This window comes from Alcaligenes faecalis (genome assembly GCF_009497775.1).
Classification (GTDB): Bacteria; Pseudomonadota; Gammaproteobacteria; order Burkholderiales; family Burkholderiaceae_B; genus Alcaligenes; species Alcaligenes faecalis_D.
Genome location: NZ_CP031012.1, coordinates 2,392,232 through 2,417,624, shown reverse-complemented (window position 1 = coordinate 2,417,624; position 25,393 = coordinate 2,392,232). Strand labels below are relative to the sequence as shown.

The 25,393-nt window shown below is 56.9% G+C and carries 23 protein-coding genes; 13 read left to right on the top strand and 10 right to left on the bottom strand.

The features are described 5' to 3' along the window. The 3 genes from DUD43_RS11275 to DUD43_RS11265 all read left to right on the top strand — a co-directional run bounded on the left by DUD43_RS11275 (window position 1) and on the right by DUD43_RS11265 (window position 2,609). Window positions 1–585, top strand: coding sequence for a hypothetical protein (locus DUD43_RS11275; RefSeq protein WP_153230365.1), 585 nt, complete (start codon window positions 1–3; stop codon window positions 583–585). A 112-nt stretch (window positions 586–697) separates the two neighbouring features. Continuing rightward, window positions 698–1,153: a hypothetical protein gene (locus DUD43_RS11270; protein WP_194273384.1), complete on the top strand. Its 456-nt coding sequence runs from the start codon at window positions 698–700 to the stop codon at window positions 1,151–1,153. A 160-nt stretch (window positions 1,154–1,313) separates the two neighbouring features. Beyond that, the gene (locus DUD43_RS11265; protein WP_153230364.1) at window positions 1,314–2,609 is read left to right on the top strand and encodes an aspartate carbamoyltransferase; all 1,296 of its coding nucleotides are present in this window, start codon (window positions 1,314–1,316) and stop codon (window positions 2,607–2,609) included. A 183-nt stretch (window positions 2,610–2,792) separates the two neighbouring features. Here the strand turns inward: DUD43_RS11265 and DUD43_RS11260 are convergent, their stop codons facing one another. The 5 genes from DUD43_RS11260 to DUD43_RS11240 all read right to left on the bottom strand — a co-directional run bounded on the left by DUD43_RS11260 (window position 2,793) and on the right by DUD43_RS11240 (window position 8,773). Next, on the bottom strand, window positions 2,793–4,313 hold the full coding sequence (locus DUD43_RS11260; RefSeq protein ID WP_153230363.1) for a CoA-acylating methylmalonate-semialdehyde dehydrogenase: 1,521 nt from the start codon (window positions 4,311–4,313) through the stop codon (window positions 2,793–2,795). 79 nt (window positions 4,314–4,392) lie between these two features. Continuing rightward, window positions 4,393–5,961 carry a sodium:solute symporter family transporter gene (locus DUD43_RS11255; protein WP_153230362.1) on the bottom strand — a complete coding sequence of 523 codons (1,569 nt, stop codon included), beginning with the start codon at window positions 5,959–5,961 and terminating at the stop codon, window positions 4,393–4,395. Then, window positions 5,958–6,275: a DUF485 domain-containing protein gene (locus tag DUD43_RS11250; RefSeq protein ID WP_153230361.1), complete on the bottom strand. Its 318-nt coding sequence runs from the start codon at window positions 6,273–6,275 to the stop codon at window positions 5,958–5,960. The genes DUD43_RS11255 and DUD43_RS11250 overlap by 4 nt, the downstream gene beginning before the upstream one ends. Window positions 6,276–6,326: 51 nt before the next feature. Next, window positions 6,327–7,121 carry a crotonase/enoyl-CoA hydratase family protein gene (locus tag DUD43_RS11245; RefSeq protein WP_009461766.1) on the bottom strand — a complete coding sequence of 265 codons (795 nt, stop codon included), beginning with the start codon at window positions 7,119–7,121 and terminating at the stop codon, window positions 6,327–6,329. Between the two features lie 44 nt (window positions 7,122–7,165). Beyond that, window positions 7,166–8,773: a long-chain-fatty-acid--CoA ligase gene (locus tag DUD43_RS11240; protein ID WP_153230360.1), complete on the bottom strand. Its 1,608-nt coding sequence runs from the start codon at window positions 8,771–8,773 to the stop codon at window positions 7,166–7,168. 114 nt (window positions 8,774–8,887) lie between these two features. Here DUD43_RS11240 and DUD43_RS11235 point away from each other — a divergent pair, with 114 nt between their 5' ends. Next, entirely contained in the window at window positions 8,888–9,940 is a 1,053-nt protein-coding gene (locus DUD43_RS11235; protein WP_194273383.1) for a helix-turn-helix domain-containing protein, read from the top strand. 42 nt (window positions 9,941–9,982) lie between these two features. Here DUD43_RS11235 and DUD43_RS11230 read toward each other — a convergent pair whose 3' ends face one another. The 4 genes from DUD43_RS11230 to DUD43_RS11215 form a co-directional block, all read right to left on the bottom strand. Beyond that, entirely contained in the window at window positions 9,983–10,879 is an 897-nt protein-coding gene (locus tag DUD43_RS11230; protein ID WP_042481134.1) for a recombination-associated protein RdgC, read from the bottom strand. 169 nt (window positions 10,880–11,048) lie between these two features. Next, the gene (locus DUD43_RS11225) at window positions 11,049–12,722 is read right to left on the bottom strand and encodes an MFS transporter (RefSeq protein WP_153230359.1); all 1,674 of its coding nucleotides are present in this window, start codon (window positions 12,720–12,722) and stop codon (window positions 11,049–11,051) included. Window positions 12,723–12,726: 4 nt separating this feature from the next. Beyond that, entirely contained in the window at window positions 12,727–14,184 is a 1,458-nt protein-coding gene (locus tag DUD43_RS11220; protein WP_153230358.1) for a sensor histidine kinase, read from the bottom strand. A 10-nt stretch (window positions 14,185–14,194) separates the two neighbouring features. Continuing rightward, window positions 14,195–14,884, bottom strand: coding sequence for a response regulator transcription factor (locus DUD43_RS11215; protein ID WP_003799515.1), 690 nt, complete (start codon window positions 14,882–14,884; stop codon window positions 14,195–14,197). 206 nt (window positions 14,885–15,090) lie between these two features. Here DUD43_RS11215 and recA point away from each other — a divergent pair, with 206 nt between their 5' ends. Further along, window positions 15,091–16,173, top strand: a complete 1,083-nt coding sequence (gene recA / locus DUD43_RS11210; protein ID WP_153230357.1) for a recombinase RecA — start codon at window positions 15,091–15,093, stop codon at window positions 16,171–16,173. Further along, on the top strand, window positions 16,170–16,805 hold the full coding sequence (gene recX / locus DUD43_RS11205; protein ID WP_259672520.1) for a recombination regulator RecX: 636 nt from the start codon (window positions 16,170–16,172) through the stop codon (window positions 16,803–16,805). Before recA ends, recX begins: the two co-directional genes overlap by 4 nt. Window positions 16,806–16,967: 162 nt before the next feature. Here recX and DUD43_RS11200 read toward each other — a convergent pair whose 3' ends face one another. Continuing rightward, on the bottom strand, window positions 16,968–17,888 hold the full coding sequence (locus DUD43_RS11200) for a LysR family transcriptional regulator (RefSeq protein WP_153230356.1): 921 nt from the start codon (window positions 17,886–17,888) through the stop codon (window positions 16,968–16,970). Window positions 17,889–18,005: 117 nt separating this feature from the next. Between DUD43_RS11200 and metE the strand changes: the two genes are divergently transcribed. The 7 genes from metE (at window position 18,006) to hemC (ending at window position 25,391) form a co-directional block, all read left to right on the top strand. Beyond that, the gene (metE, locus tag DUD43_RS11195; RefSeq protein ID WP_153230355.1) at window positions 18,006–20,300 is read left to right on the top strand and encodes a 5-methyltetrahydropteroyltriglutamate--homocysteine S-methyltransferase; all 2,295 of its coding nucleotides are present in this window, start codon (window positions 18,006–18,008) and stop codon (window positions 20,298–20,300) included. Window positions 20,301–20,572: 272 nt separating this feature from the next. Then, window positions 20,573–21,151 carry a DUF2889 domain-containing protein gene (locus tag DUD43_RS11190; protein WP_228125775.1) on the top strand — a complete coding sequence of 193 codons (579 nt, stop codon included), beginning with the start codon at window positions 20,573–20,575 and terminating at the stop codon, window positions 21,149–21,151. An 84-nt stretch (window positions 21,152–21,235) separates the two neighbouring features. Further along, a complete protein-coding gene (gene sucC, locus DUD43_RS11185) occupies window positions 21,236–22,396 on the top strand; it encodes an ADP-forming succinate--CoA ligase subunit beta (protein WP_009461782.1) in 1,161 nt (386 codons plus the stop codon). Window positions 22,397–22,417: 21 nt separating this feature from the next. Continuing rightward, window positions 22,418–23,299 carry a succinate--CoA ligase subunit alpha gene (gene sucD / locus DUD43_RS11180; protein WP_009461784.1) on the top strand — a complete coding sequence of 294 codons (882 nt, stop codon included), beginning with the start codon at window positions 22,418–22,420 and terminating at the stop codon, window positions 23,297–23,299. Window positions 23,300–23,597: 298 nt separating this feature from the next. Further along, a complete protein-coding gene (locus DUD43_RS11175) occupies window positions 23,598–24,302 on the top strand; it encodes a TerC family protein (protein WP_153230353.1) in 705 nt (234 codons plus the stop codon). Window positions 24,303–24,306: 4 nt separating this feature from the next. Further along, window positions 24,307–24,432: a hypothetical protein gene (locus tag DUD43_RS19345; protein ID WP_003799533.1), complete on the top strand. Its 126-nt coding sequence runs from the start codon at window positions 24,307–24,309 to the stop codon at window positions 24,430–24,432. Then, window positions 24,429–25,391 carry a hydroxymethylbilane synthase gene (hemC, locus tag DUD43_RS11170; RefSeq protein ID WP_153230352.1) on the top strand — a complete coding sequence of 321 codons (963 nt, stop codon included), beginning with the start codon at window positions 24,429–24,431 and terminating at the stop codon, window positions 25,389–25,391. Before DUD43_RS19345 ends, hemC begins: the two co-directional genes overlap by 4 nt. Window positions 25,392–25,393 lie beyond the last annotated feature (2 nt).

Here is a 25,393-nt window from a genome sequence, read left to right as displayed (position 1 = left end):
ATGATGACTTTACGCACACTGGCTCGAATTTTGGCTCCTGTTGGTCTGGTCGCATTGGCCGCTTGTCAAACCGTTCAAGAAAAGCCGAGCGATAAAACTGGTACCTCCAGCGCCGCAACGCAAACTCCCTCCACGCCTGCAACAGGCGCTCAGCAAGCTCAGGTTCAGCCTGGCGCCGAGCAGCAAGCTGCACCCGTGCAAATCTTCCTGGCTGATACTCAGGAACAAGCCGGTTGGGCACGTGTCGACGTGCAACCCAATGGTGTCTTGTTTGTGAATCCGCGTGCTGTGGTGGTGCGTCAGGATCTGGTCGGCGTGCAAGCCGGTACCAACGACAGCAAAGAAGGTTTGCTGGCTTTGGATCTGACTCCAGAAGCCGCTCAGCGTCTGCTGCAAGTTACCACTCAGTTCCCCAAAAAGCGCCTGGCTTTGGTCGTGGGTGACACCATGCTGGCTGCCCCCGCTTACGGTTCGCCCGTTAAAGATGGCCGCCTGATTTTCATGGTTGGCACTGAAGCCAATGCCTTGGCTGCTGCTCGTGCCATTGCCGGTCCGGAAGCAACACAAACCAACGGCAAGAAATAAGCCCTGCTTACTGCTTTAACGCTGCCCTGGTCCTGGGTTCACCCATGTCCGGCTTGTTGAAAAATGCGGTGGGTGCAAACCCGCCGCTCTTGTTAAGAACAGGAAAGTCGGTATGGTGACCCCGCCAGGCAGTCTCGCTTTTTATATCCTTTCTTTTCGGGTTCTGATCGGCCTGCATGGGGCCGCGCTGCTGTTCATCATGTTGATGGGCACCGGAGCCATCGGATCCGTTTTCGTCCCTGCTTTTTTACGCTTGCCCTTGTTCGTCTTTCTGATGGGGCTGGTCTCGGCGTTTCTGGCCTTGTGCTGGAGCCATTGGACCCTGGCGTGGCATAGCTCCAAAGTAGGGCGTCGCTGGGCCTGGATACCCGGTTTCTGTTCGGCCTTCTTTCTGGCCTTGAGTCTGGCTCTTTTTGTCATCGGTGTATGGGGCACCTTAGGTTTGGCCGATTTTGCCTATCAGCATAATGAATGGCTCACCTCCGGCCAGCAAGATTATGAAGGTCTGGGCATTCCCAATAATGATCAGGCCGCGCCTTACACCATGCCGTACCGGCAACATCCTTAGCCTGCGTTTGGTTCCGGCATTGCGCTCAGTTAGCAGCGACTTTGTTTGCTGCGTAGATTGTCGTTGTATTTTCTGCAATAGCCTCAATTCCTGCTCGCTTTTTTGTCAGCCGCAGTCTTAAAATGTGCGCATTGCGTATATTTCATAAGCGAGAGCTGATATGGCCGTCTCCCAACAAGTTTTTTTGCGTGATGCAATGCGTCGCCTGAACCTGACTCGTGACGTTTTTGCGGCACGTATTGGGGTGAAGCGTCGTGCACTGGATACGTGGCTGCTGCCTGAGGGCTCCTTGGAGTCGCGGGCCATGCCTGAAGTGGTGCAGCGTTTTGTCACGGAAATCGTGGAAAACGAAGCGTTGCTGAACAAGTATGCGCAAAGCGCACAGTCCGGTCCTTTGCGTGATCGCATTGCCACCGGCGGCAAGCATCAGCTCTTGTCCGTAGACCAGTTCACCCGTGAAACCGTGGAAGAACTGTGCAGCTTGGCCGACATCATGCAGCCCATCGCTCGCCGTCAAAAAGTGTCGCGCGTGCTGGAAGGTGCAGTGCTGGGCAACCTGTTTTTTGAAGCCTCGACCCGTACTCGCGTCAGCTTCGGCTCGGCCTTCTGCCGTCTGGGTGGTTCGGTGTGTGACACCACCGGCTTTACCTTTTCCTCCATGGCCAAAGGCGAGTCCATTTACGACACCAGCCGCGTCATGAGCGGCTATGTGGATGCCATGGTGATTCGTCACCCCGAGCAAGGTTCGGTGGCTGAGTTTGCGCGTGCTACCAATATTCCTGTGGTGAACGGTGGGGATGGTGCGGGCGAACACCCCAGCCAGGCGCTGCTGGATTTGTACACCATCAGCACGGAGTTCTCCCGTCTGGGCAAGTTGTTGGATGGCGCACATATCGCCCTGGTGGGTGACCTGAAATATGGCCGCACCGTGCACTCCCTGATCAAGTTGCTGGGCATGTACCGTGGCCTGAAATTCACCCTGATTTCGCCTCCCGGCCTGGAAATGCCAGAGCACATTGTGGAGCAGGTCGCCAAGCAAGGTAAGCATGTAATCGAGCAGACCACTTCCCTGGAAAAAGGCTTGCCCGGTGTGGACGTGATTTACGCCACGCGTGTGCAAAAAGAGCGATTTGAAGAAGGGCAGGACGGCAGCTTTACCGCTGACTTCCAGGTGAACAAAGCCATTATCGACCGCTGCTGCGGCCCCGATGTCATCGTGATGCACCCACTGCCACGTGATAGCCGCGAAGGTGCCCATGATCTGAGCGTGGATCTGAACCACGACCCGCGTCTGGCCATCTTCCGTCAGGCTGACAACGGTATTCCCGTGCGTATGGCGATCTTTGCCGTGCTGCTGGGTGTGGAAACCTTGGTGCAGCATTCCATGCGTGACGTGACTTGGGATCCTCCATCACATATCGGTCCCGATGATGCCGTTTTCCATGGCATGTACTAAGTCGGACAGGTGCCAGCGCTAATGACGTGTCAGCATTAAAAAAACCGGGGCTCTGATTCAGAGCCCCGGTTTTTTTGTCTTTGATAAAAGTGCTTTTTAAGTCTGCTGGGTGAGCAAACTTATAGCGATATGCCAGGCTGAATCGTCGTTTGGAGGCGAAGAGTCAACCCGGCAAATCCACTTTTACTTGGACGTAGGCATGGCAAATTCCGCACCCTTGGAGATGCTTTCAGGCCAGCGCTGCATGATGGATTTCTGGCGTGTGTAAAAGCGTACGCCTTCTTCACCGTAGGCGTGCATATCGCCAAACAGGCTCTTCTTCCAGCCACCAAAGCCGTGCCAGGCCATAGGGACAGGAATAGGTACGTTGATACCAACCATGCCCACATGGATGCGGCGGCCAAATTCACGGGCCACGTTACCATCGCTGGTAAAGCAAGCCACACCGTTGCCGAACTGGTGCTTGTTGATCAGTTCAATGGCGCTGGCCAGATCCGGTACGCGTACGCAGCACAGAACAGGGCCAAAAATCTCGTCCTGATACACGCTCATATCGGGGGTGACGTGATCGAACAGGGTGCCGCCCATCCAGAAACCGTCCTCGCAACCTTCACCGGCTTTGGCGCCGTCAAAGTTACGGCCGTCCACCAGCAGTTTGGCGCCTTCTTGTACACCCTTGTCGATGCAGCCGCTGATGCGTTCGCGTGCTTGAGGGGTCACGATGGGGCCCATTTCGGCGGCAGCATTGGTACCGTTCAGAATCTTCAGACTGCGAGTGCGTTCTTCCAGCTTGGGCAGGATGCGTTCGGCAGAGTCACCCACCAGTACGGCCACCGAGATGGCCATGCAACGCTCGCCAGCCGAGCCGTAAGCGGCGCCGATCAGGGCGTCCACGGTCAGGTCGATGTCGGCGTCAGGCATGACGACCAGATGGTTCTTGGCACCGCCCAGAGCCTGGACGCGCTTGCCACCGATAGCACCCATTTCATAAATGCGGTTGGCAATCGGGGTGGAGCCCACAAAGGATACGGCTTGCACGTCCTCGTGATTGACCAGGGCTTCGACCGCGTCTTTATCGCCTTGCACCACGTTGAACACGCCATCGGGCAGGCCGGCTTTTTTCAGCAGTTCGGCAATGAACAGGCTGGGGCTGGGGTCGATGGGGCTGGGTTTCAGCACAAAGGTGTTCCCGGCGGCGATGGCAACGGGGAACATCCACATGGGCACCATGACCGGGAAGTTGAACGGGGTGATGCCCGCGACAACGCCCAGGGGCTGGCGCATGGTCCAGTTGTCGATATTGGTGCTGACCTGCTCGGTGAAATCGCCTTTGAGCAGCTGGGGAATGCCGCAGGCAAACTCCACAATTTCAATACCGCGGGTGACTTCGCCCATTGCATCGGACAGAACCTTGCCATGCTCGGCGGTGATCATGGCTGCCAGTTTTTCCTTGTTCTCGTTGAGCAAGGCCAGAAAGTTGAACAGCACGCGGGCGCGGCGTAGCGGTGGGGTGTCGGCCCAGGCGGGGAAAGCAGCCTGCGCGCTGGCCACAGCGGCGTCAATATCTTGCTGGCTACCCAGTTTGACCTTGGCGCTGACCTGGCCGGTGGCCGGGTTGTACACCGGTTGAGTACGTGTACCGGCGCCAGCCTGCTGGCCACCTCCGATGTAGTGAGCAATTTCGGGGGTGTTTAACTCTGTCATGGTGATGCTCCTGCTGGGATGAATTAAAACAAGGGGCGGTAACCCGATCGGGCTGGGCTACCGCCAGAGTACCAAGTACCTAGTGAGACACAGCGGCAATACCGACTGCAGTTTCAGCGCGAACCTGCTGGGCGTCAAACCCGTCACGGTCTTCGCTGGCGCGGCGGCTGCTGTCCAGTTTCGATACAAAGTAGATCATGAAAAATGCCAGAGGCATGGAAATCAGGGTGGGGAAGTCGTAGGGGAATACGGCTTCGGAAAAGCCCAGAATGCGTACCCAGACGGCTGGCGACAGAATCACCAGACCCAGGGCCACAAGCAGGCCGCTCATACCGCCATAAATGGCACCACGAGTGGTCATGCCGCGCCAGTACATGGACATCAGCAAGACCGGGAAGTTGGCCGAGGCGGCAATACTGAAGGCCAGGGCCACCAGGAAGGCCACGTTCTGGTCACGGAACAGCAGGCCCAGGAAGATGGCGACAAAACCAATACCGATCGAGGCCAGACGGTTGACGTGCATGGCTTGCGAGGGTGTGACGTCGTCGCGGCGGATGACTTTGGCGTACAGGTCATGTGCTACAGCCGAGGCACCGGCCAGGGTCAAACCGCTGACCACGGCCAGAATCGTGGCAAAGGACACGGCCGCCAGCAAACCAAACAGCAGGTTGCCACCCAAAGCGGTTGCCAGATGCATGATGGGCATGTTCGAGCCACCCAGCACCATGCCGCCTACCTTGCCGTCCACATAGAACTGGGGGTAGTTGGGCAGGATGGCCATGGCCGCCAGACCCAGGAAGCAGATCACCACAAAGAAGACGCCCATCAAACCCGTGGCCACGAAGACCGATTTACGGGCAGCGCGTGCATCGGGCACGGTGAAGAAACGCATCATGATGTGGGGCAGACCGGCAATACCAAACACCAGGGACACCGCCAGGGATAGACCCGAGAACGGATCAGCCATCAGCTTCCAGGGACCTTTCATGGCTGCGCCAGCCTGGTGATGTTCGGCCGCCGCACTGACCAGGGCAGAAAAGTCGAAGTTGAAGTAGTACAGGGCCAGACCAGCCATCAGGAAGCCATTACCCATCATCAGGATGGCCTTGATGATTTGTACCCAGGTCGTTGCCACCATGCCGCCCACCACCACGTAGACCATCATGAGCAAGCCCACGGCCACCACGGCATAGGTGTAGTCGATGCCAAACAGCAGTTGCACCAGTTGTCCTGCGCCGACCATTTGCACGATCAGGTAGAACAGCACTACCGTCAGCGAGCTGATCGCGGTAAAGATACGGGTGCTGCGTTCATCCAGGCGGTACGAGACGATGTCGCTCAAGGTGTAGCGGCCCAGATTGCGCAAGCGCTCGGCAATCAGAAACATGATGATCGGCCAGCCCATGAAGGCGCAGACCGCGTACAGCAGCGAGTCAAAGCCGTTGGTAAAGGCCAGGGACGAAATGCCCAGCAAGGTGGCGGCGGACATGTAGTCACCCACAATGGCCAGGCCATTTTGCGTGCCGGTAATGCCGCCCCCGGCGGTGTAAAAGTCCGAGCTGGAACGGGTGCGTGACGAGGCCCAGTAGGTGATGCCCAGGGTAACCAGGACAAAAGCCGCAAAGATCAGAATGGCTTGTGTATTCATGGGCGCACCTTTGCCAGTACTCGCTCGCACAGCGGGTCAAAGCGGGTATTGGCGACGTGGATGTACACGCCAGTTAATAACCAGGACACAAAAATCAGTCCCACCCCGTACACCATGCCACTGTTGACAGCTCCTCCACTGCCCAGGTCATGGGTTAGAACGCCAGGCCAGAAAATGGCCGTCACGATGAACAGGCCCGTCAGCCCCAGGCAGATGCCGGCGCAGGCAAATGCCAGACGCCGACGCTGCGACTTGAGTTGCTCATATTCCTGTAGTCCGGCTAGTTTCCGGCTTAACTCTTGATGCGACAGCATGGTTTTGTCTCCGTATTGTTGTGATTACTGCCCATGTCCGCCTGGCCGATATTATTTGGTCGGCTTCACTTTATGAGCTTTCTTATTAACAAACTCGCCCAAGCGTTCTTGAACATCCCGCCCGGTCTGTACTACTGCTGCCATCAAGCCCTCGGCAAAGAGGCCGTCGGTGGCAGACATATCGGCAATGCGGCTGATCGAGCTGACAATGGCGTAGTTCGACAAGATGGCATTGCCTGCAATGCGCTGGGCCAGTTCCAGGCTCAGCTCATAGGCTGTTTTGGGGTTGGCTTCGTTGTTGCACACATAGTGCGCCAGCCCCAGACGCTCTCCTTCCACGGCATCGAGCACGCGGCCCGTCAGCATCAGTTCGATCATGCGGTTCGGAGAGATGATTTTGGCGGTGCGAACGGTAGCGCCGCCGCCGGTAAAGATGCCGCGTGTGCCTTCAGGCAGGGCAAAGAAGGTGCTGCTGTCGGCCACGCGAATGTGTGCGGCACTGGCCAGTTCCAGACCGCCGCCCACGACTGCGCCTTGCAGGCAGGCAATCACCGGGATGCCGCCGTGTTCGATCTTGTCAAAAGCACGGTGCCAGCTTTGGCAGACGCGCAGAAAATCCACCGCGCCGCGTTCCTTGTCATGGTGTTCTTTCAGGTCCAGGCCCGCGCAGAAATGGTCGCCTTCTGCCTTCATCAGAATGACCCGGATGTGCTCGGGAATATTGGAGAAGTACGCATCAATTTCAGCAATGGCATCTTCATCCAGGGCGTTGCGCTTGTGCGCCTTGTTCAGCGTGACAATTCCGATGTTGTCCAACTCGGTGGTGAGCAGGAAAGGGGCGGCCATAAAAAACTCCTTGTGTTACGTAAATGCGAGGGCAGTGGTGCAAATCAGCTGGGATCGGTTTGATCTGCCAGCATTTTGCGCAGCGCCATTTTTTGAATCTTTCCAGTTGCCGTCATGGGCATCTGGTCGATGAAAATTACTTTGTCGGGTACCGACCAGCGGGTGACGCGGTCCTGATAGCGCTCCAGCATGTGGGCCTCGTCCAGATCTGCCCCTTCGCGCGGCACCACGAACAGCACAGGGCGCTCGCCCCATTTGTCGTCGGCCTGGGCGATGCAGGCAGCCAGTTCGACTAAAGGCTCTTCCATGGCGATGTTTTCGATCTCGATCGAGGAGATCCATTCGCCACCGGACTTGATCACATCCTTGCTGCGGTCGGTAATGTAAACGTAGCCGTCGGCGTCGATGGAGCCTACGTCACCCGTGCGGAACCAGCCGTTTTCGCTGGCCAGCTCGGACTTCCCGTAATAGCGGTCCATGATCCAGTTGCCCTGGATCAGCAGGTGGCCGCTGCTCTTGCCGTCGCGTGGCAAGGTATTGCCGTCGTCGTCAACGGTTTTCAGGCGTGCGCCGAACAGGGCACGGCCTTGCGAGGCCAGCACGTGCTGCTTCTGGGCTTCGGGCAAGTCGCTGTGTTTGGGCAGCAATTGGCACACCGTGCCCAGCGGCGAGGTTTCTGTCATGCCCCAGGCGTGGCGCACGGTAATGCCGTAGCCTGCCCAGGCGCTGATCATATTGGGCGGGCAAGCCGAGCCACCAATCAGAATGCGCTCCAGGCTGCGGAACTGTTTACCATTGGCTTTGGCGTAGTCCAGCACGGTTTTCCAGATGGTGGGCACACCGGCAGACAGGGTGACGCCAGCGCGTTCGCACAGGGAGTAAATGCGTTCGCCTTGCAGGTTGGCACCGGGCAGCACCAGCTTGGCGCCGGACATCAGACCGGAATAGGGCAGGCCCCAGGCATTGACGTGAAACATGGGCACCAACGGCATGACGGCATCGGCGCTGGCAATGCTCAAAGCATTGGGGTGGGACGAGGCGTAGGCATGCAAGAGGGTGGAGCGGTGTGTATACAGCGCACCTTTGGGATCGCCCGTGGTGCCAGAGGTGTAGCACAGGCCGCTGGCAGTATTCTCGTCAAACACCGGCCATTCAAAACCCGTCGTGTCATTGCCCAGCCAGCTTTCGTATTCGTCGGCCAAGGGGCCTTGAGCCTGACTGCCCATGCGTACCCATTGCTTGACGGTGGGGCAGTGGTCGCGCAGATAGCTGACCATTTCTTCGAAATGTTCGGCGTAGAACATCACCGTGTCTTGGGCATCATTGATGATGAAGGCAATTTGCTCGCGCGTCAGACGTGGGTTCACGGTGTGACAGATCAGACCAATGCCCGAGGTGGCGTAGTAAATTTCCAGGTGGCGGTAGGTGTTCCATGCCAAAGTCGCCACGCGCTCGCCGGGCTGCAGACCTTCACGGCGCAGTCCCAGAGCCAGATCCTGAACCCGGTGGGCAAATTCAAGATAGCTGTAGCGATGAAGATCGCCATTATCCAAAGCGGTAACAATCTCCTGCTCAGGGTTATTCTCTACGGCGTGGGTGAGAATTGAACTGATGAGCAAGGGCATATGCATCATATTTCCAGTGCCTAACATGGTGATGTCTCCTTGTATTATGTGTGTCAGCATAGGATGGTTTAGCACCTTACCCAATAGCGAATACTGACGTCGAATATGCAAAAAGTGACAATCTTTGAGAGGTCATAGGAAATGAATGCTTTGCCCGGCACGCTCCCGGTGCCCGTTGATGCAGCCCATACCGCCACTGTGGCGCTGGATCTGGTGCAGGACTGGTTTCACAGCCTGCGCACCAGCTATTCCGAAGAGGTGCTGGATCATTGCCTGAAGCAGTCGGGCATCGTGAAAGACTTTATTGATCGGCCCGGCGCTCGTTTGACGCGCGATCAATTGGTGCGCCTGTATCAGGAAAGCGCTAGAAAAACGGGTGATGAGATGATGGGCTTCTGGACTCGGCCCATACGCGCCGGGGCCTTGAAATACATTGTGCGTACTGTGCGGGATGCGCCGTCCATCAATGTGGCCTTGTACCGTTTCACCCAGTTCTGGAATCTGCTGCTGGATGACTTCAGCCTGAACTTTATACGCACGGATAAAGAGCTGGGTATTGAGCTGGTGCCACGCTATCCCACGGCCTATGTACATCGTTTTGGCCATGCGCTGATGTTGAAGCTGACACACGGAATTGTGTCCTGGCTGATGGGGCGTGAGGTGCCGGTGCAGCAAGTGGCCTTTGCCTTTCCAAGACCGGCTTTTGCGGCGGACTACTCGGTGCTGTTTCCCGCTTCAGTCAGCTTTGATGCGCCGTGCTCGCATATCTTGTTCGAGGTGGAGCTGGGGCAGGTACGGCCGCAACGTACTCAGGTAGAGGCCAGAGCTTTTCTGGAACGGGCGCCGCGCGACTGGATTTTTACCTCCTATCACGAGCACGCCTTGCGCTTGAAAGTGCGGGAGATTCTGCATACCGATCTGGGCTATACCTTGCAGGACGTATCCGGCAAATTGCATATGTCGGCGCGCACGCTGATACGCAGGCTGCAAGAAGAAGGCCTGTCGTTTCAGGGAATCAAGGATGAGTTACGCCGAGATTTGGCGATTTTCAAACTGCTGCGCAAAGATATGTCGCTGGCTGAAATTGCTTACGCATTGAAGTTCAGTTCGCCAGCGACATTTCACCGGGCTTTCCGTCATTGGACGGGCATGACGCCCGGTGTGTATCGCGCCGCCCAGCAGGAGCTGGCCTGAAGGGCGGTTTGGACCGGGTTTGAGCCCGGTCTGGTCCAGGCTTTACTTGCGTTCGCCGCCCAGCACTTCGACCAGATCGCTGATCATCTTGGCCAGCTCGGAGGTCATCAAGGTCATGTCGGCATCAAAGATTTCGTCATCGTTGACGGCGGTCACGTCCTGTTTTTCCGTCAGGATGTCCAGCGGGGCCACGCGTTTGACGTCCAGCGCGTCGGTCAGCACAAAGCTGATGCGATCCGCCCAGGTCATGGCCAAACGGGTGCATTGCTTGCCGGCTTCAACGTGCTTGCGCACTTCGTCAATGTCGGCGCTTTGCTTCACGTAGCGAACGGCCGCACCGCTGTCGCCGGTGGAGCGCAGCTCGGTGTCCTGGTCCACGGTGAAGTTGGCCAGTTGCTCTTCATCCACCAGCCAGGAGGTCATGGCGGCACCGGGCGATTGCTCGGTGTACAGAGGCTGAACGGGGAAGGGCTCCACGCTCTTGGCCAGCAGGCCCAGAACTTCGTCGCTCTTGGCGGTGGCCGCGGCGTCGATGGCCAGCCAGTGGTTGCGGGTATCCAGCCACACACGGGTGTCACGCGAGACAGCGAAGGCACGCGGCATCAAGTCCACAATGACTTGTTCCTTGATTTCCTTCATTTGCTTGCGGCCGGGTTTGTAGCCTTGCTGCTCTTCGATATCACGAGCCTTTTCACGAGCGACCTGATTGATCACGGTGGTGGGCAGCAGCTTCTTTTCGGCGCGCAGGGCGATCAGGTACTGACCGTTGACTTCATGCACCAGGGCATTGTTCTCGCGTGGGCTGACCCAGCCCAGGCTTAGCGGCTCCTGGCTGGAGCCAGGGGTAAAGCTGTGTTTGGAAAGAGCTTCTTCCAGCTCTTCGGCGGAACATACCCAGTCGGGGGAGAGGCGATAGATGCGTAGATTCTTAAACCACATGGATACGAAGATAAATAAACAGAAGAAAAGGGAGCGGGCTTAAAGCCCGAGGCAATGTTCGATTGTACGCGCAGATCTTCCTGTGTCGCCCCGCCATTTACGGACCCTTGCATTTGCTTGACAGGGGGCGGGAAATGACAGGCGCAATGCGTTCTGATACCTGGACTTGCTAACGATTGATGTCGTTGTGGCGGGTTTCCCGCACAAAGGGCGCACCAATCGCCACAGTCACCAGACAGATCAGAATCGGGTACCACAAACCATCATAAATATTGCCAGTGACGGCAATCATGGCAAAGGACAGGGTGGGCAAAAAGCCCCCGAACCAGCCATTGCCAATGTGATAGGGCAGACTCATGGAGGTGTAGCGGATGCGGATCGGGAACATCTCCACCAGCATGGCCGCAATGGGGCCATAGACCGCCGTTACCAGCCCCACCAGATAGGTCAGCAGGACCACCAGCATGACTTTATTGATCTGCTCCGGGTCCGCGCCGTCCGGGTAGCCGTACTGGCGCATGGTCTGGGTCAGCTCATTGCGCAGCTCTTGCGAGTGCCGGGTAAAATCGGCACGGCTCAGATGCCCGCCTTCAAAACCATCAATCACATGATCGCCAATGCGGACCTGGGCCACTTGGCCTGGCGAGCCCTTGACGTTGTTGTAGCTGACTGCGTGACTGGCCATATAGGACTTCACGATGTCGCAAGAGCTGGTGAAGGTATGGCTGCCCACCGGATTGAACTGGAAGGAGCAACTGGCTGGGTCGGTAATGACAGTGACGGGTGCGTTGCGCTGTGCCTGGACCAAAGCAGGATTGGCAAAATAGGCCAGACCCTGGAAGGCGGGATAGTAGGTCAGGGCGGCTAGCAAACAGCCCGTCAGAATGATGGGTTTGCGTCCGATCTGATCCGACAGCCAGCCAAAAAAGATAAACAGCGGAGTGGCCAGTAGCAGTGAGATCACCATCAAGGTTTGCGCCAAAGTGGCATGCAAGCCCAGCATTTGGGTGATGAAGAACAAGGCGTAAAACTGCCCTGTGTACCAGACCACACCTTGGCCTGCAGTCAGGCCGAACAGCGCCAGCAAGGCGATGCGCAGATTTGCCCAGCGCCCAAAGGATTCGGTAATGGGCGAGGTCGAGAGCGTGCCTTCTTCCTTGATGTGCTGGAAGGCCGGAGACTCTTTCAGGTTCATCCGTATCCAGACGGAAATTGCCAGCAGCAGCACGGAAATCAGAAAGGGAATGCGCCAGCCCCAGACGACAAAAGCCTCTTCACCGACCAGACTGCGTATGCCCATGATGACCAGCAGGGACAGCAGCAAGCCCACGGACGCCGTGGTCTGAATCCAGCTGGTGTAAAAACCGCGACGGTGCTGGGGCGCGTACTCAGCCACATAGGTAGCGGCACCACCATACTCGCCACCCATGGCCAGCCCTTGCAGTAGCCGCAGGACGATCAGCATGATGGGGGCGGCAATCCCGATGGCTTCATAGCTGGGCAGCACGCCCACCAAGAAGGTGGACAGCCCCATCAGCAGGATGGTGATCAGAAAGGTGTACTTGCGGCCTACGCGGTCGCCAATACGACCAAAGAGCAGCGCACCAAAAGGGCGCACGGCAAAGCCGGCAGCAAAGGCCAGCAGGGCAAAGATGAAGCCAGCTGTTGGGTTAACAGCGGAAAAGAAGTGTTGCGCCAGAATGGCGGCCATGGAGCCGTACAGATAGAAGTCGTACCACTCGAACATGGTGCCCAGTGCGGAGGCAAAAATAACTTTGCGGCCTTGGGAGTCCAGCTTGTTCTTGGCTTTGGGGAGGACAGCACTGGTGATTGTCTGGGGCATGTGCTCAGGCTCTCCAAGGCAAAGACAGTGGGAAACTGACGCGCAAGCGCAGGCCGCTTTCCTGGCCTCCCGTCAGCGGCATAAAGTCGATGGAGGCGCCGTGAATCTCGGCAATCTCCCGCACAATGGCCAGCCCCAGACCGCTACCGTCGGCCTGGTTGCCCATGATGCGATAAAAACGATCAAAAATCCGTGCCTGATGTTCAGCGGGAATGCCGGGGCCGTTGTCCTCGATTTCCAGCCAGCCCTTGCCTTGTGTCTGACCGGTACGCATGGTGATCCAGCCGCCAGCCGGGGTGTAGATCAGGGCGTTATCCAGCAGATTGTTGATCAGCTCATCCAGCAGGACAGGGTCGGCTTGCAAGAGGATGGCCTTGGCATTGTTCTCCAGCCCCAGGTCCAGGCCAAGCTTCAAGGCATCGGGTACGCGCTGGCCGACATGCAATTCAGTCAGCGTGTTCAGGTCCAGGGTTTGCTTGGTGGGGGCGTAGAGTGCATCGCTGCTTTCGGCGCGGGCCAGGGCCAGCATTTGGGTGACCAAGCGCGTAGCTCGGTCGGTGCCGCGTACCAGTTGCTGCAAGCTGGCTTCGGTCTGTTTGGGGTCGCGTTCGCGCAGGGCCAGTTCGGCCTGGGTGCGTATCCCCGCCAGCGGGGTTTTCAACTGGTGGGCCGCATTGGCCACAAACTGCCTTTGAGTAGCTGAAAACTGCGCCTGCTGGGCCAGTAGTCCATTCATGGCATCAATCAGCGGGACGATTTCGGCAGGTGCCTGCTCCTGATCCACCGGCGACAAATCACCGGGCGCACGAGCGCGCAGGCGCGCTTGCAGCAGGTTCAGCGGCTCCAGGCCATGTGTCAGCCCCAAGCCCGCCAGCATGGCCGCCAGCGGTACCAGAATGAATTGCGGTGTCAGCATCCCGATCAGAATTTCTCTGTGTAGAACCGCTCTATGTTCATTGGTTTCGGCGGCAACGGCCAGAAAGGGCGTGTTGTTTTTGTCCCTGCCGCCCCAGACATAGGCCAGCCGCAGGCTTTGATCATCCAGAATGACGTCCCGGTAGCGCAGCAAGTCGGTGTCATAACTCCAGCTGTCGGGAACCGGCAAATTCGCGTTGCCCGCCAGCGGGTCGCCATTGGCATCCCGGATTTGCCACAGCGTAGGCGTCGGGCTGTCCTGCCGCAAAATCGTCTGCGCCCCGTGCGATAAATAGATGGGCTGGCTCAAATCCTGATGGCTGATTTCCACCCGCAACAAGTCCAGGTGATCGCGCAAGGTGCGGTCGTAGGGGGAGTTCGCAATGTGCTGGGCGATGAAATAGGTAATGACAATGCCCACCGTCCACAGCAAAAACAAAGGCCCGAAAATCCAGATCATGATCTTGTGGATGAGCGGGCGCGGTGCCACGCGCTTGCCTTTGGCCGGCGCGGCGGTATTCTTGGGCGGGGGTGTAGCGTGCTGCATGGACGATCCCTTAGGCTGGAGCGTCTTCTCGCAGTTTTTCCGGTTCCAGACAGTATCCCAGACCACGTACAGTCAGGATGCGTACGCCGCTGGGCTCCAGCTTTTTGCGCAGGCGGTGGATGTAGACCTCGATGGCGTTAGGGGTGACTTCCTCACCCCACTCACAGAGCAGGTCCACAAACTGGTTCTTGCTGATCATGCGACCGCTACGTGACAGGAAAATCTCCAGCAAGCTAGTTTCGCGTGCCGATAGTTCCAGGGGCTGATTGTCTATATAAGCCATGCGACCTTTCAGGTCGAAGCTGAGCCGTTTGTGATGCAGCAAGGCGCTGCTGGTGCCGGTACTGCGACGCGTCAGGGCGCGCACGCGGGCTTCCAGCTCGGTCAGGGCAAAGGGTTTGGACATATAGTCGTCCGCGCCCAGATCCAGACCGCGCACGCGCTGTTCTACCGTGTCGCTGGCCGTCAGAATCAGAACGGGGAGGGTATCCTGGCGCTGGCGGATCGACTGCAGCACCGACAGGCCGGGCTTTTTGGGCAGGTCCAGATCCAGGATCAGAAGGTCAAAGCTTTGCAGTTGCAAGGCCGAGTCGGCGCTATCGCCATCGTGCACGACATCGACCGCATAGCCTTCGTAGCGTAAGGAGCGAGAAAGTCCATCCGCGAGAATACTGTCGTCTTCAGCTATGAGTATGCGCATGACCCTACACAAACAGATGATTGAATGGCTGTTTGGCATTGTTGCATAAGGCTGTAAGGCTGGTCAGTAGGGGATAACGAGGCTGCCTGCTTAATTTATTTGAATATCTGTGTATATATACAGTATAATTTGATGCAATAATTAGGTTTGATTTTTAATTGCCGTGCCCGTCCGTTGGGGCGCCATTCCACAGTCAAGGATTTTTCATGGACGATAAAAACAGCAAAGCAGTGGCCTCGGAACGTTCCAAAGCGCTGGCCGCCGCTCTGTCGCAAATCGAAAAGCAGTTCGGCAAGGGCTCGATCATGCGTTATGGCGACGACAACGTCGAGCATGACATCCAGGTGGTCTCCACGGGTTCGCTGGGTCTGGACATTGCGTTGGGCGTCGGTGGTCTGCCACGTGGTCGCGTTATTGAAATTTACGGCCCGGAGTCCTCGGGTAAAACCACGCTGACCCTGCAAGTCATTGCAGAGATGCAAAAGCTCAAAGGCACCTGCGCCTTTATTGATGCCGAGCACGCGCTTGACGTGCAATACGCGCAAAAGCTGGGCGTGAACCTGGGCGATCTGCTGATCTCCCAGCCCGATACCGGCGAACAGGCTCTGGAAATTACCGAAGCTCTGGTGCGTTCGGGCTCGGTAGACCTGATCGTTATCGACTCGGTAGCTGCCCTGACTCCCAAGGCTGAAATCGAAGGCGATATGGGCGATTCCTTGCCCGGTTTGCAAGCCCGTTTGATGAGCCAGGCCCTGCGTAAATTGACGGCTACCATCAAGCGCGCCAATTGCATGGTTATCTTCATTAACCAGATCCGTATGAAGATTGGCGTCATGTTCGGCAACCCTGAAACCACCACGGGTGGTAACGCACTGAAGTTTTACTCCTCCGTGCGTCTGGATATCCGCCGTATCGGCTCCATCAAGCGTGGCGACGAAATGGTGGGTAACGAAACCCGCGTCAAAGTGGTCAAGAACAAGGTTGCGCCTCCCTTCAAGCAAACCGAATTCGACATCATGTACGGCAGCGGTATTTCCCGCGAAGGCGAGATTATCGATCTGGGCGTACAAACCGGCGTGGTCGACAAGGCCGGTGCCTGGTACAGCTACGACGGCAACCGTATTGGCCAGGGTAAGGACAATGTGCGCGAATTCCTGAAAGAGCGCCCTGAACTGGCCCGCGAAATCGAAAACAAAGTGCGTGAAAAACTGGGCGTTGCCCTGATGAGCGCTGCTGTCAGCCGCCCAGCGACGGCTCCTGTCGCTGATCCGGCCGAGGGAGAAGCCTGATTTTTCCCCCAGAGTTTGATGACGAACCCTTTGAGACAGACCCGGAGGAAATCCGGGAACGTAAACAAGCTCAACGGGAACGCGTTGCTGCGCTTTCTGCCCGGCCCACACGGGCAGGCAGAAACGTAGAAGAAAGCTCGGGTGATGACGCTCCGGCTGCGGAAAAGAAAGCCCCGTCCAAACGGCCGGGGCTGTCTCTTAAAGCCAGAGCCTTGAATTTTTTATCCCGACGCGAATATTCGCGCCTGGAATTGGGCCGCCGACTGGCCCCTCATGCAGAAAGTGCCGAAGAAGTGGAGGCTTTGCTCGACGCTTTGGTCGAACAGAAATGGCTGTCCAACGAGCGCTTTGCACATAGTGTCGTCAATCGCCGTGCTTCCCGTGTGGGCACCCGCGTTATTCTGCAAGAGCTGCGCCAGCATGGCGTGGATGTAGAACAGACCGAAATCATCAAAGAAGAATTGATGGCTACCGAGCTGGAACGGGCCAAGCAAGTGTGGGGCAAGAAGTTCAGTGCACCGCCGGATGATCCCCGCAGTTACGCCAAACAATATCGCTTCATGGCCAGCCGAGGTTTTTCGGGCCGTATCTTGCAGCAGATTCTGGGTGATTGGGAAGACGATCCAGCTTGAGTTTCTTTTTTCATCTGCAGTGCTGCCTTATGTCGTGCCCCTGGCTTGTAATACTGACGCCCTGAAAAAAAACGGGTGCGTTTGAATTGAATCACACCCGCCTGTACGTTCCCTCTATCTATAGAGTGGCTCAAGCGTTTTGCCATGCCTTGGATAAATAGTTCAAGGCTGCGCCGCCACAATCCCTTGCAGACTTTTGAAGCAGGTCTCACGTGCCTGTGCCAAAAAGGCCTGCACATAATCCGCTTGTAAATCCTCGCTGCGCACCGTGGCATAGAGCGTGCGCCAGATGCCGTGCTCTCCCAAACGGCAAGTGCGGATCGAGGCCGGGTTCAAGAACTCCGTCAAGGCCCAGTTCGGCAAAGCCGTCACACCGCGTTGGCTGGCAACCAGTTGCACGATCATGGGTGTCAGCTCGGCCTGCCGAATAGCAGCGGGCTCCACATCGGCTGGCGTCAGGAACTGAGTAAAAATATCCAGGCGATTACGTTCCACCGGATAGGTGATCAACACCTGATCGGTCAATTGGAAAGGCTCTACGTAGCGGTACTGCGACAAGGGGTGCTGGTTGGAGACAGCCAGGACCAGCTCATAGCGAAACAGGGGCTCGTAATGAACAGCCGGATTGTCCTGTGGGTCCGACGTAATCACTACATCCAGATCCCCGCGCATCAAGGCGGGCAGGGGTGCAAAAGAGAAGGCCGCGCTCAAGTCCAGTGTGACGTCAGGCCATTGCTGCCTGAATGCGTCCAGTGCGGGCATTAACCATTGAAAGCAGGAGTGGCAATCAATCGCCACATGCAAACGTCCCGTGCGTCCGGCGGCCAGCCTTTGCAGGTCGCGTTCGGTGGCACGGACGCGCGGCAGGATGTCATCCGCCAGCATCAGGATGCGCAAGGCAGCCGTGGTCAGGCGGGCAGGGCGGGTGCGGCGGTTCAGCAATTGCACTTGAAGTCGTACTTCCAGATCGCGTAGCTGGTGCGAGAGGGCGGACTGCGTGACATGCAGGCGCTCGGCGGCTTCCTGCAAGCTGCCGCTATCGCGGATGGCGGTCAGGGTCTCTAGATGGCGAATTTCAAGCATGTTGAGGAAAACTCATAATTAGCATGGTGTATTTGATTTTTTTTCAAGTAATTATACAGGCACAATAGATTTCAAGCGCCTGATACGGGCCTCTTATTTCTAATTTATGGGCTTACTATGACTATTATTCATAATTTGGGTTTTCCTCGCATGGGTGCGCAGCGCGAATTGAAGCGCTCTTTGGAAGCCTATTGGGCCGGTCAGGTAAGCCAGCAAGAGCTGTTGGAGACGGGCAAAGCCTTGCGCGCTCAGCATTGGGATGTGCAAAGCAAGGCGGGTCTGGACACCGTGCCGGTGGGTGACTTTGCCTGGTATGACCAGATTTTGGAGTGGAGCACCTTGCTGGGGGCGGTTCCTGCCCGTTTCGGCCAGGCTGACAATGCGCCCCTGTCTTTGGATACCTTGTTTCGCATGGCACGAGGTCGTGCGCCCAGCGGCACGCCTGCCGCTGCTTGTGAAATGACCAAGTGGTTCGATACGAATTACCACTACATCGTCCCCGAGTTCACACCGGGTCAAAGCTTCCGTATTGCGCGTGAGTCCTTGTTTGAACAGATTGAAGAAGCCAAGGCTTTAGGACACAAGGTCAAGCCCGTGATTCCTGGTCCCTTGACCTGGTTGTGGCTGGGCAAGGGCGATGCTTATGAGGGCTTGGCGGATACGGGCAAGCTGGATCTGCTGGATACCTTGCTACCTGTTTATGAGCAAGTGCTGGCCCGCTTCAAAGCACAGGGTGTGGAATGGGTGCAGATTGATGAGCCTGTTCTGGTTCTGGATTTGCCCCAGGCGTGGCAGGACGCTTTCCGCCGCGTCTATCAAGGCCTGAATCAGTCCGGCTTGAAGCTGCTGCTGGCGACCTATTTTGATGATCTGCATGAAAACGTCGCGGTATTGAAAGACCTGCCCGTGGCGGGTGTGCATGTCGATGCTGTGCGCGCTCCGGCTGCTTTACAGGCCATGCAAGCCGTATTGGGCCAAGCTCAGGTGCTGTCTGCCGGTGTGATTTCGGGGCGCGATATTTGGCGCACAGACCTGGAAAAAACGGTTCAGACCTTGAAGCCTTTGCAAGCCGCCTTGGGTGCGCGCCTATGGATTGCACCATCCTGCTCGCTTCTGCATGTGCCGGTGGATGTGCAAAGTGAAACCGGCCTGGATGCTGAATTAAAGAGCTGGCTGTCCTTTGCGGTGCAGAAACTGGATGAGCTGAAGCTCTTGCAAGGATTGCTGGATGGCACTTTGGATGAAGCGGGGCAGCAAGCGGTTCAAGCGCAGCAAGCGGCCTTGAAAACGCGTCGTGAGTCCAAGCGTACGCACAATCCTGCAGTACAAGCCCAGATGGAGAAAATTGACCAGCTCAAGCGTCAACGTGCTCCGTTTGCTCAGCGTATCAAGGCCCAGCGCAACAAGCTGAATTTGCCCGATTATCCCACCACCACAATTGGTTCTTTCCCCCAGACCACGGAAATTCGTACCGCCCGTCGCGACTGGCGCGGTGGTGCTCTAAGTGATGCGGCTTATGAAAAAGCCATGCAGGCTGAAATCGAGCAGGTCATTCGTTTTCAGGAGCGGATCGGTCTGGACGTCCTGGTGCATGGCGAGGCCGAGCGCAACGATATGGTGGAGTACTTCGGTGAACTGCTGGGTGGTTTTGCCTTTACGCAAAATGGTTGGGTGCAAAGCTACGGTTCGCGCTGCGTGAAGCCGCCGATTATCTTTGGTGATGTGCTGCGCGTGGCACCGATGAGCGTGGCCTGGTCCTCCTACGCCCAGTCATTAACCGAGCGTCCCGTCAAAGGCATGTTGACCGGCCCGGTGACGATGTTGCAGTGGTCTTTTGTTCGTGACGATCAGCCGCGTGCCGATACGTGTCGTCAATTGGCTTTGGCCTTGCGGGATGAGGTCTCCGATCTGGAACAGGCCGGCATTCGTGTCATTCAGCTGGATGAGCCCGCCTTTCGCGAGGGCTTGCCGCTACGCCAGGGCGATTGGGAAGCCTATCTGGATTGGGCGGTGGATTGCTTCCGTCTGTCCACCAGCGCGGTGTCCGACGAAACCCAGATTCATACCCATATGTGTTATTCGGAGTTCAACGACATCATGCAGTCCATTGCCGATATGGACGCGGATGTGATCACGATTGAAACGTCGCGCTCCAATATGCTCTTGCTGGATGCCTTCGAGAACTTTGAGTATCCCAACCACATTGGCCCTGGTGTTTACGATATTCACTCGCCCAATGTGCCCGATAAGGACTGGATGGTGCGTTTGATGGGGGAGGCGGCCAAGCGCCTGCCCGCCGACCGTTTGTGGGTGAATCCGGATTGCGGTTTGAAGACACGGGGCTGGGCTGAAACTGAAGCTTCCTTGCTGGCCATGGTGGATGCGGCCAGGGCATTGCGAGCGGCTGCCTGATTTAGTGCAGGCTTAAAATAAGCCGCCTGAATGGAATGTCGGGGCAGGGCGTTTTCCGTCCTGCTGCCCGATTTCCCCGCCTGGATGAAAACGACCGCCCGTCAGGTGGTCGTTTTTTTCATGCAAATTTGGTATACCGTAGGATCGACGCCGCGTAGATCCTGTGTTTGGCCCGCTTTGGATGCACTTACAGATTATGTAAGTGGCTGATACGGAACATACGAGGTGCGTTATACTTGATCAGTTTCAATCTTGCCGCCCCGTTCATATCAATGCCTTTGCCCCCGCCGTCCGTCGCCCGTGAACCATTGCATACGCGTACCATCACGGTACAGTCGTTTGCACGGGAAGATGGCCTCTGGGACCTGGAGGCCTCGCTACTGGATGTGAAGTCCTACGACTTTCCCATACGCAACGGCCAAACCCATAAGGCAGGTGATCCTGTCCACCTGATGCATCTGCGTATCACTATTGATAGCAGCTTTGCCATTGTGGATGCCGTGGCGGTCTACGATGCAGCCCCTTACCAGGACAACTGTTCGTCCATTTCGGACGCCTACCAGAAATTGGTGGGCCTGAATTTGCTCAAGCAATTTCGGCAGGGTGTCAAAGAGCGCTTTGGGCGTTCGGCTGGCTGTACGCACATGAGCGAGCTGGCACAAGTGTTGCCAACCGCCGCCGTACAGACCATGGCCGGGCGACGTCGCAGCAGCGGGGAATCAGAGATTTATCGCACCGATAAGCAGCCCTTCCATCTGGATGGCTGCCATGCCTTGCGTTTGAGCGGTCCCGTGGTTGAGGAATTTTATCCCGTCTGGTATCGACCCAAAGTCACAGACGGGGTGGATTAGTTTTTTGTTTTAGTCAGGTCTCGGGCTCAGGCCTGGAGTTCCTGCCTTCTTTTTTTATTGTGTTTTTAGACTGACAGGTATCACATGAAAATTCACGAATATCAGGGCAAAGCACTGCTTAAGCAGTTTGGCGTTGCCGTGCCACGCGGAATTCCTGCCTTCTCCGTCGATGAAGCGGTTGCAGCTGCGCAGGAGCTGGGTGGCTCTGTGTGGGTTGTCAAAGCCCAGATTCACGCCGGTGGCCGTGGCAAGGGCGGTGGCGTCAAGCTGGCTCGCTCGATGGACGAAGTGCGTCAACTGGCCTCGGAAATCCTGGGCATGCAGCTGATCACTCACCAAACTGGCCCTGAAGGCCAGAAAGTGGGTCGCCTGCTGATCGAGGAAGGCGCGGACATCAAGAAGGAATACTACGTCGGTATCGTTACCGACCGTGCTACCCAGCGCGTGGCCGTGATGGCTTCCAGCGAAGGCGGCATGGAAATTGAAGAAGTGGCCGAGCGTGACCCCGACGCCATTCTGAAAGAGTTCGTGGACCCAGCCGTTGGCCTGACCAACGAGCAAGCCACCAAGCTGGCTCGCGGTATTGGCGTTCCTGACGCTTCTATCGAAAAAGCCGTTGCTGAATTCCAGAAGCTGTACAAGTGCTACACCGAAACTGACGCTGAACTGGCCGAGATCAACCCTCTGATCCTGACCGGCTCGGGCGACATCATTGCTTTGGACGCCAAGTTCAACTTTGATGGCAACGCTTTGTTCCGTCACCCCGATATCGTGGCTTTCCGTGACCTGGCCGAAGAAGATCCTGCTGAAGTTGAAGCCAGCAAATACGATCTGGCCTACATCCAGCTGGACGGCAACATTGGCTGCCTGGTGAACGGTGCCGGTCTGGCCATGGCTACCATGGACACTATCAAGCTGTTTGGCGGCGAGCCTGCCAACTTCCTGGACGTGGGCGGTGGCGCTACGGCCGAAAAAGTTACTGAAGCCTTCAAGATCATGTTGGCCAACAAGGGCGTCAAAGCCATTCTGGTTAACATTTTCGGCGGCATCATGCGCTGCGACGTGATCGCTGAAGGCGTGATCGCTGCGTGCAAGGCCGTCAACCTGAACGTGCCTCTGGTGGTACGCATGAAGGGTACCAACGAAGAGCTGGGCAAGAAAATGCTGGCCGATTCCGGTCTGCCCATCATCAGTGCTGACACCATGGCCGAAGCGGCGACTGCTGTTGTCGCTGCCGCCAAGTAAGAAAAGGTTGAGGATTAGCAAATGTCGATTCTGATCAATAAAGACACCAAAGTCATCACGCAAGGGATCACCGGCAAGACCGGCCAGTTCCACACCCGCATGTGCCGTGAATACGGTAACGGCATGGAAGCCTTTGTGGCTGGCGTGAACCCCAAGCGTGCCGGTGAGGATTTCGAAGGTGTACCTATCTACGCCTCCGTGTCCGACGCCAAGGCTGAAACTGGCGCGACTGTGTCGGTTATTTACGTTCCACCCGCAGGCGCTGCCGCTGCCATCTGGGAAGCTGTTGAAGCTGACCTGGACCTGGTTATCTGCATTACCGAAGGTATCCCTGTTCGTGACATGCTGGAAGTTCGCAACCGCATGCGCGCTGAAAACCGCAAAACCCTGCTGTTGGGCCCGAACTGCCCCGGTCTGATCACTCCTGACGAGCTGAAGATCGGTATCATGCCCGGCCACATTCACCGCAAGGGCCGCATCGGTGTGGTCAGCCGCTCCGGCACGCTGACATACGAAGCCGTTGCTCAAGTAACCGAACTGGGCCTGGGTCAATCCTCGGCTGTGGGTATCGGTGGCGACCCAATCAACGGTCTGAAGCACATCGACGTACTGAAGATGTTCAACGACGATCCTGATACCGATGCCGTTATCATGATTGGCGAGATCGGCGGTCCAGACGAAGTCAACGCGGCTTTGTGGGCTAAAGACAATATGACCAAGCCTGTTGTTGGCTTTATCGCTGGTGTGACAGCGCCTCCCGGAAAACGCATGGGTCACGCTGGTGCCCTGATCTCCGGCGGTGCCGACACGGCCGACGCCAAGCTGGAAGTGATGGAAGCTTGCGGTATTCGTACCACTCGCAACCCATCCGAAATGGGCAAGCTGCTCAAAGAAGTGCTGTAAATAGTGGTACCAGGGCCCGCTTTGGCGGGCTCTTTGTCTGGCTGCCCTGGGCAGCCGGGCAAGATTGGCCAGCCGGTTTCGTCAAGAAAAACACCACAACCCGGCGCATTCCTTCCCGAATCTGGCCAGCCTGATCATGCTGAAACGAATCAAGTAAGAAAAAGAAGCCCCGATGTTGCACAGGCTAGGATTAGTTTGCTGCTTTAAGGGGCATTGTTGTCTTGGGACGGCCTGCGACAAAAACAATAATTGTCCAGCGGCCGGGAAGAGAACTCACGTTTAGCGACACGGGAACGAAATGATTGAATTTCTCCAAACCCTGCATTGGGGTTCACTGTTTCAAATTGTACTGATTGATATTCTGCTCGGTGGCGACAATGCGGTCGTGATCGCGCTTGCCTGCCGTAACCTGCCCAAGCAGCAGCGTATGCAGGGCATTATGTGGGGTACCGTTGGCGCGATTATTCTGCGCGTCATTCTGATTTTCTTTGCCTTGACCTTGCTGGATCTGCCATTTTTGAAAGTGGTGGGCGGTCTCTTGCTCTTGTGGATCGGCGTCAAGCTGCTGATGCCCGAGGACGATGAGCACGGCAATATTCAAGGGGGCGGCACTATCTGGGCCGCTGTCAAAACCATCATCATCGCGGACTTCGTGATGAGCCTGGATAACGTGATTGCCATTGCCGGTGCGGCGCAAAATGCGCACCTGGATCACCAATTGGGCTACGTGATCTTTGGTTTATTGCTAAGTGTCCCCATTATTGTCTGGGGCAGTACCCTGGTTCTGAAACTGATTGACCGTTTCCCTATTGTCGTGACCCTGGGTGGTGCCTTGCTGGGCTGGATTGCAGGCGGCATGCTCATCACCGACCGTATTGTGGAAAATCAATTTGGCGTGCAGCCCCAGCCTGTTAAACTCGGGGTCGAGATTGTTTGTGCCTTATTAGTGGTGGCGCTGGGCAAATGGCTGGCGCACCGTAAAGGTTCTACCAAGGAAGCTTAGTTCTATGGCAATTTTTAAATCCTCCGACGCCAAAGGTCAGGAAAGCGGTTTGTCCCTGCTGCAAGGCTTAGGGATCCTGGCCATTATCGGTATTGTTGCTGCCGCCATCGTGCGCTACTTTGCTGCATGACCGCTGTGGCTTCTACTCCTCAGGAATTGGTTATTGCCACTCGCGCCAGTCAGCTGGCCTTGTGGCAAGCCAAGCATGTACGCGACCGTTTGCAGCAGCTGTACCCGCAGTGCAAGGTGTCCTTGCTGGAAATGACAACCCGTGGTGACCAGATTCTGGATCGCACGCTGTCCAAAGTGGGTGGCAAGGGCCTGTTTGTCAAAGAACTGGAAACCGCCTTGCTGGATGGCCGCGCCCATCTGGCGGTGCACTCGTTGAAAGATGTGCCGGTGGTGTTGCCCGAGTCCTTTGATCTGCCCATCATCATGGAACGGGACGACCCACGCGATGCTTTTGTTTCCAATACTTATCCCAATCTTGCGGCTTTACCTGCTGGTGCCATCGTAGGCACTTCCAGCTTGCGCCGTGAGTCCCAGATTCGTGAACGCTACCCGCACCTGGACATCCGTCCGCTGCGTGGCAATGTGCAGACGCGTTTGTCCAAGCTGGATCGTGGCGATTACGACGCCATCATTCTGGCTTCGGCCGGTTTGCGCCGTCTGGAATTGGCCGAGCGTATCCGCGATTACATCTCGATTGAAGACAGCTTGCCTGCCGCCGGGCAGGGGGCCTTGGGCATCGAGATTCTGAAAACCCGTACCGATGTGGCTCAATGGCTGGCGCCTTTGGCGCATTCCACCAGCCATGTATGTGCGCTGGCCGAACGAGCCGTATCGCGCGCTCTGGGTGGGTCCTGTCAGGTTCCATTGGCTGCTTATGCCACGCTGGACGGCGAACAACTGAGCCTGAGCGGCCTGGTTGCCGAACCGGATGGCTCAACGGTGTATCGCGCCCAGATCAATGGTGCGGCTAACAATGCAGAAGCCTTGGGCCTGTCCCTGGCGGAAGACCTGAAGCAGCAAGGTGCCCAAGCCATTCTGGATCGCTTGCTTACGGAACAGCCCGCAGAAGGCGAGTAAAG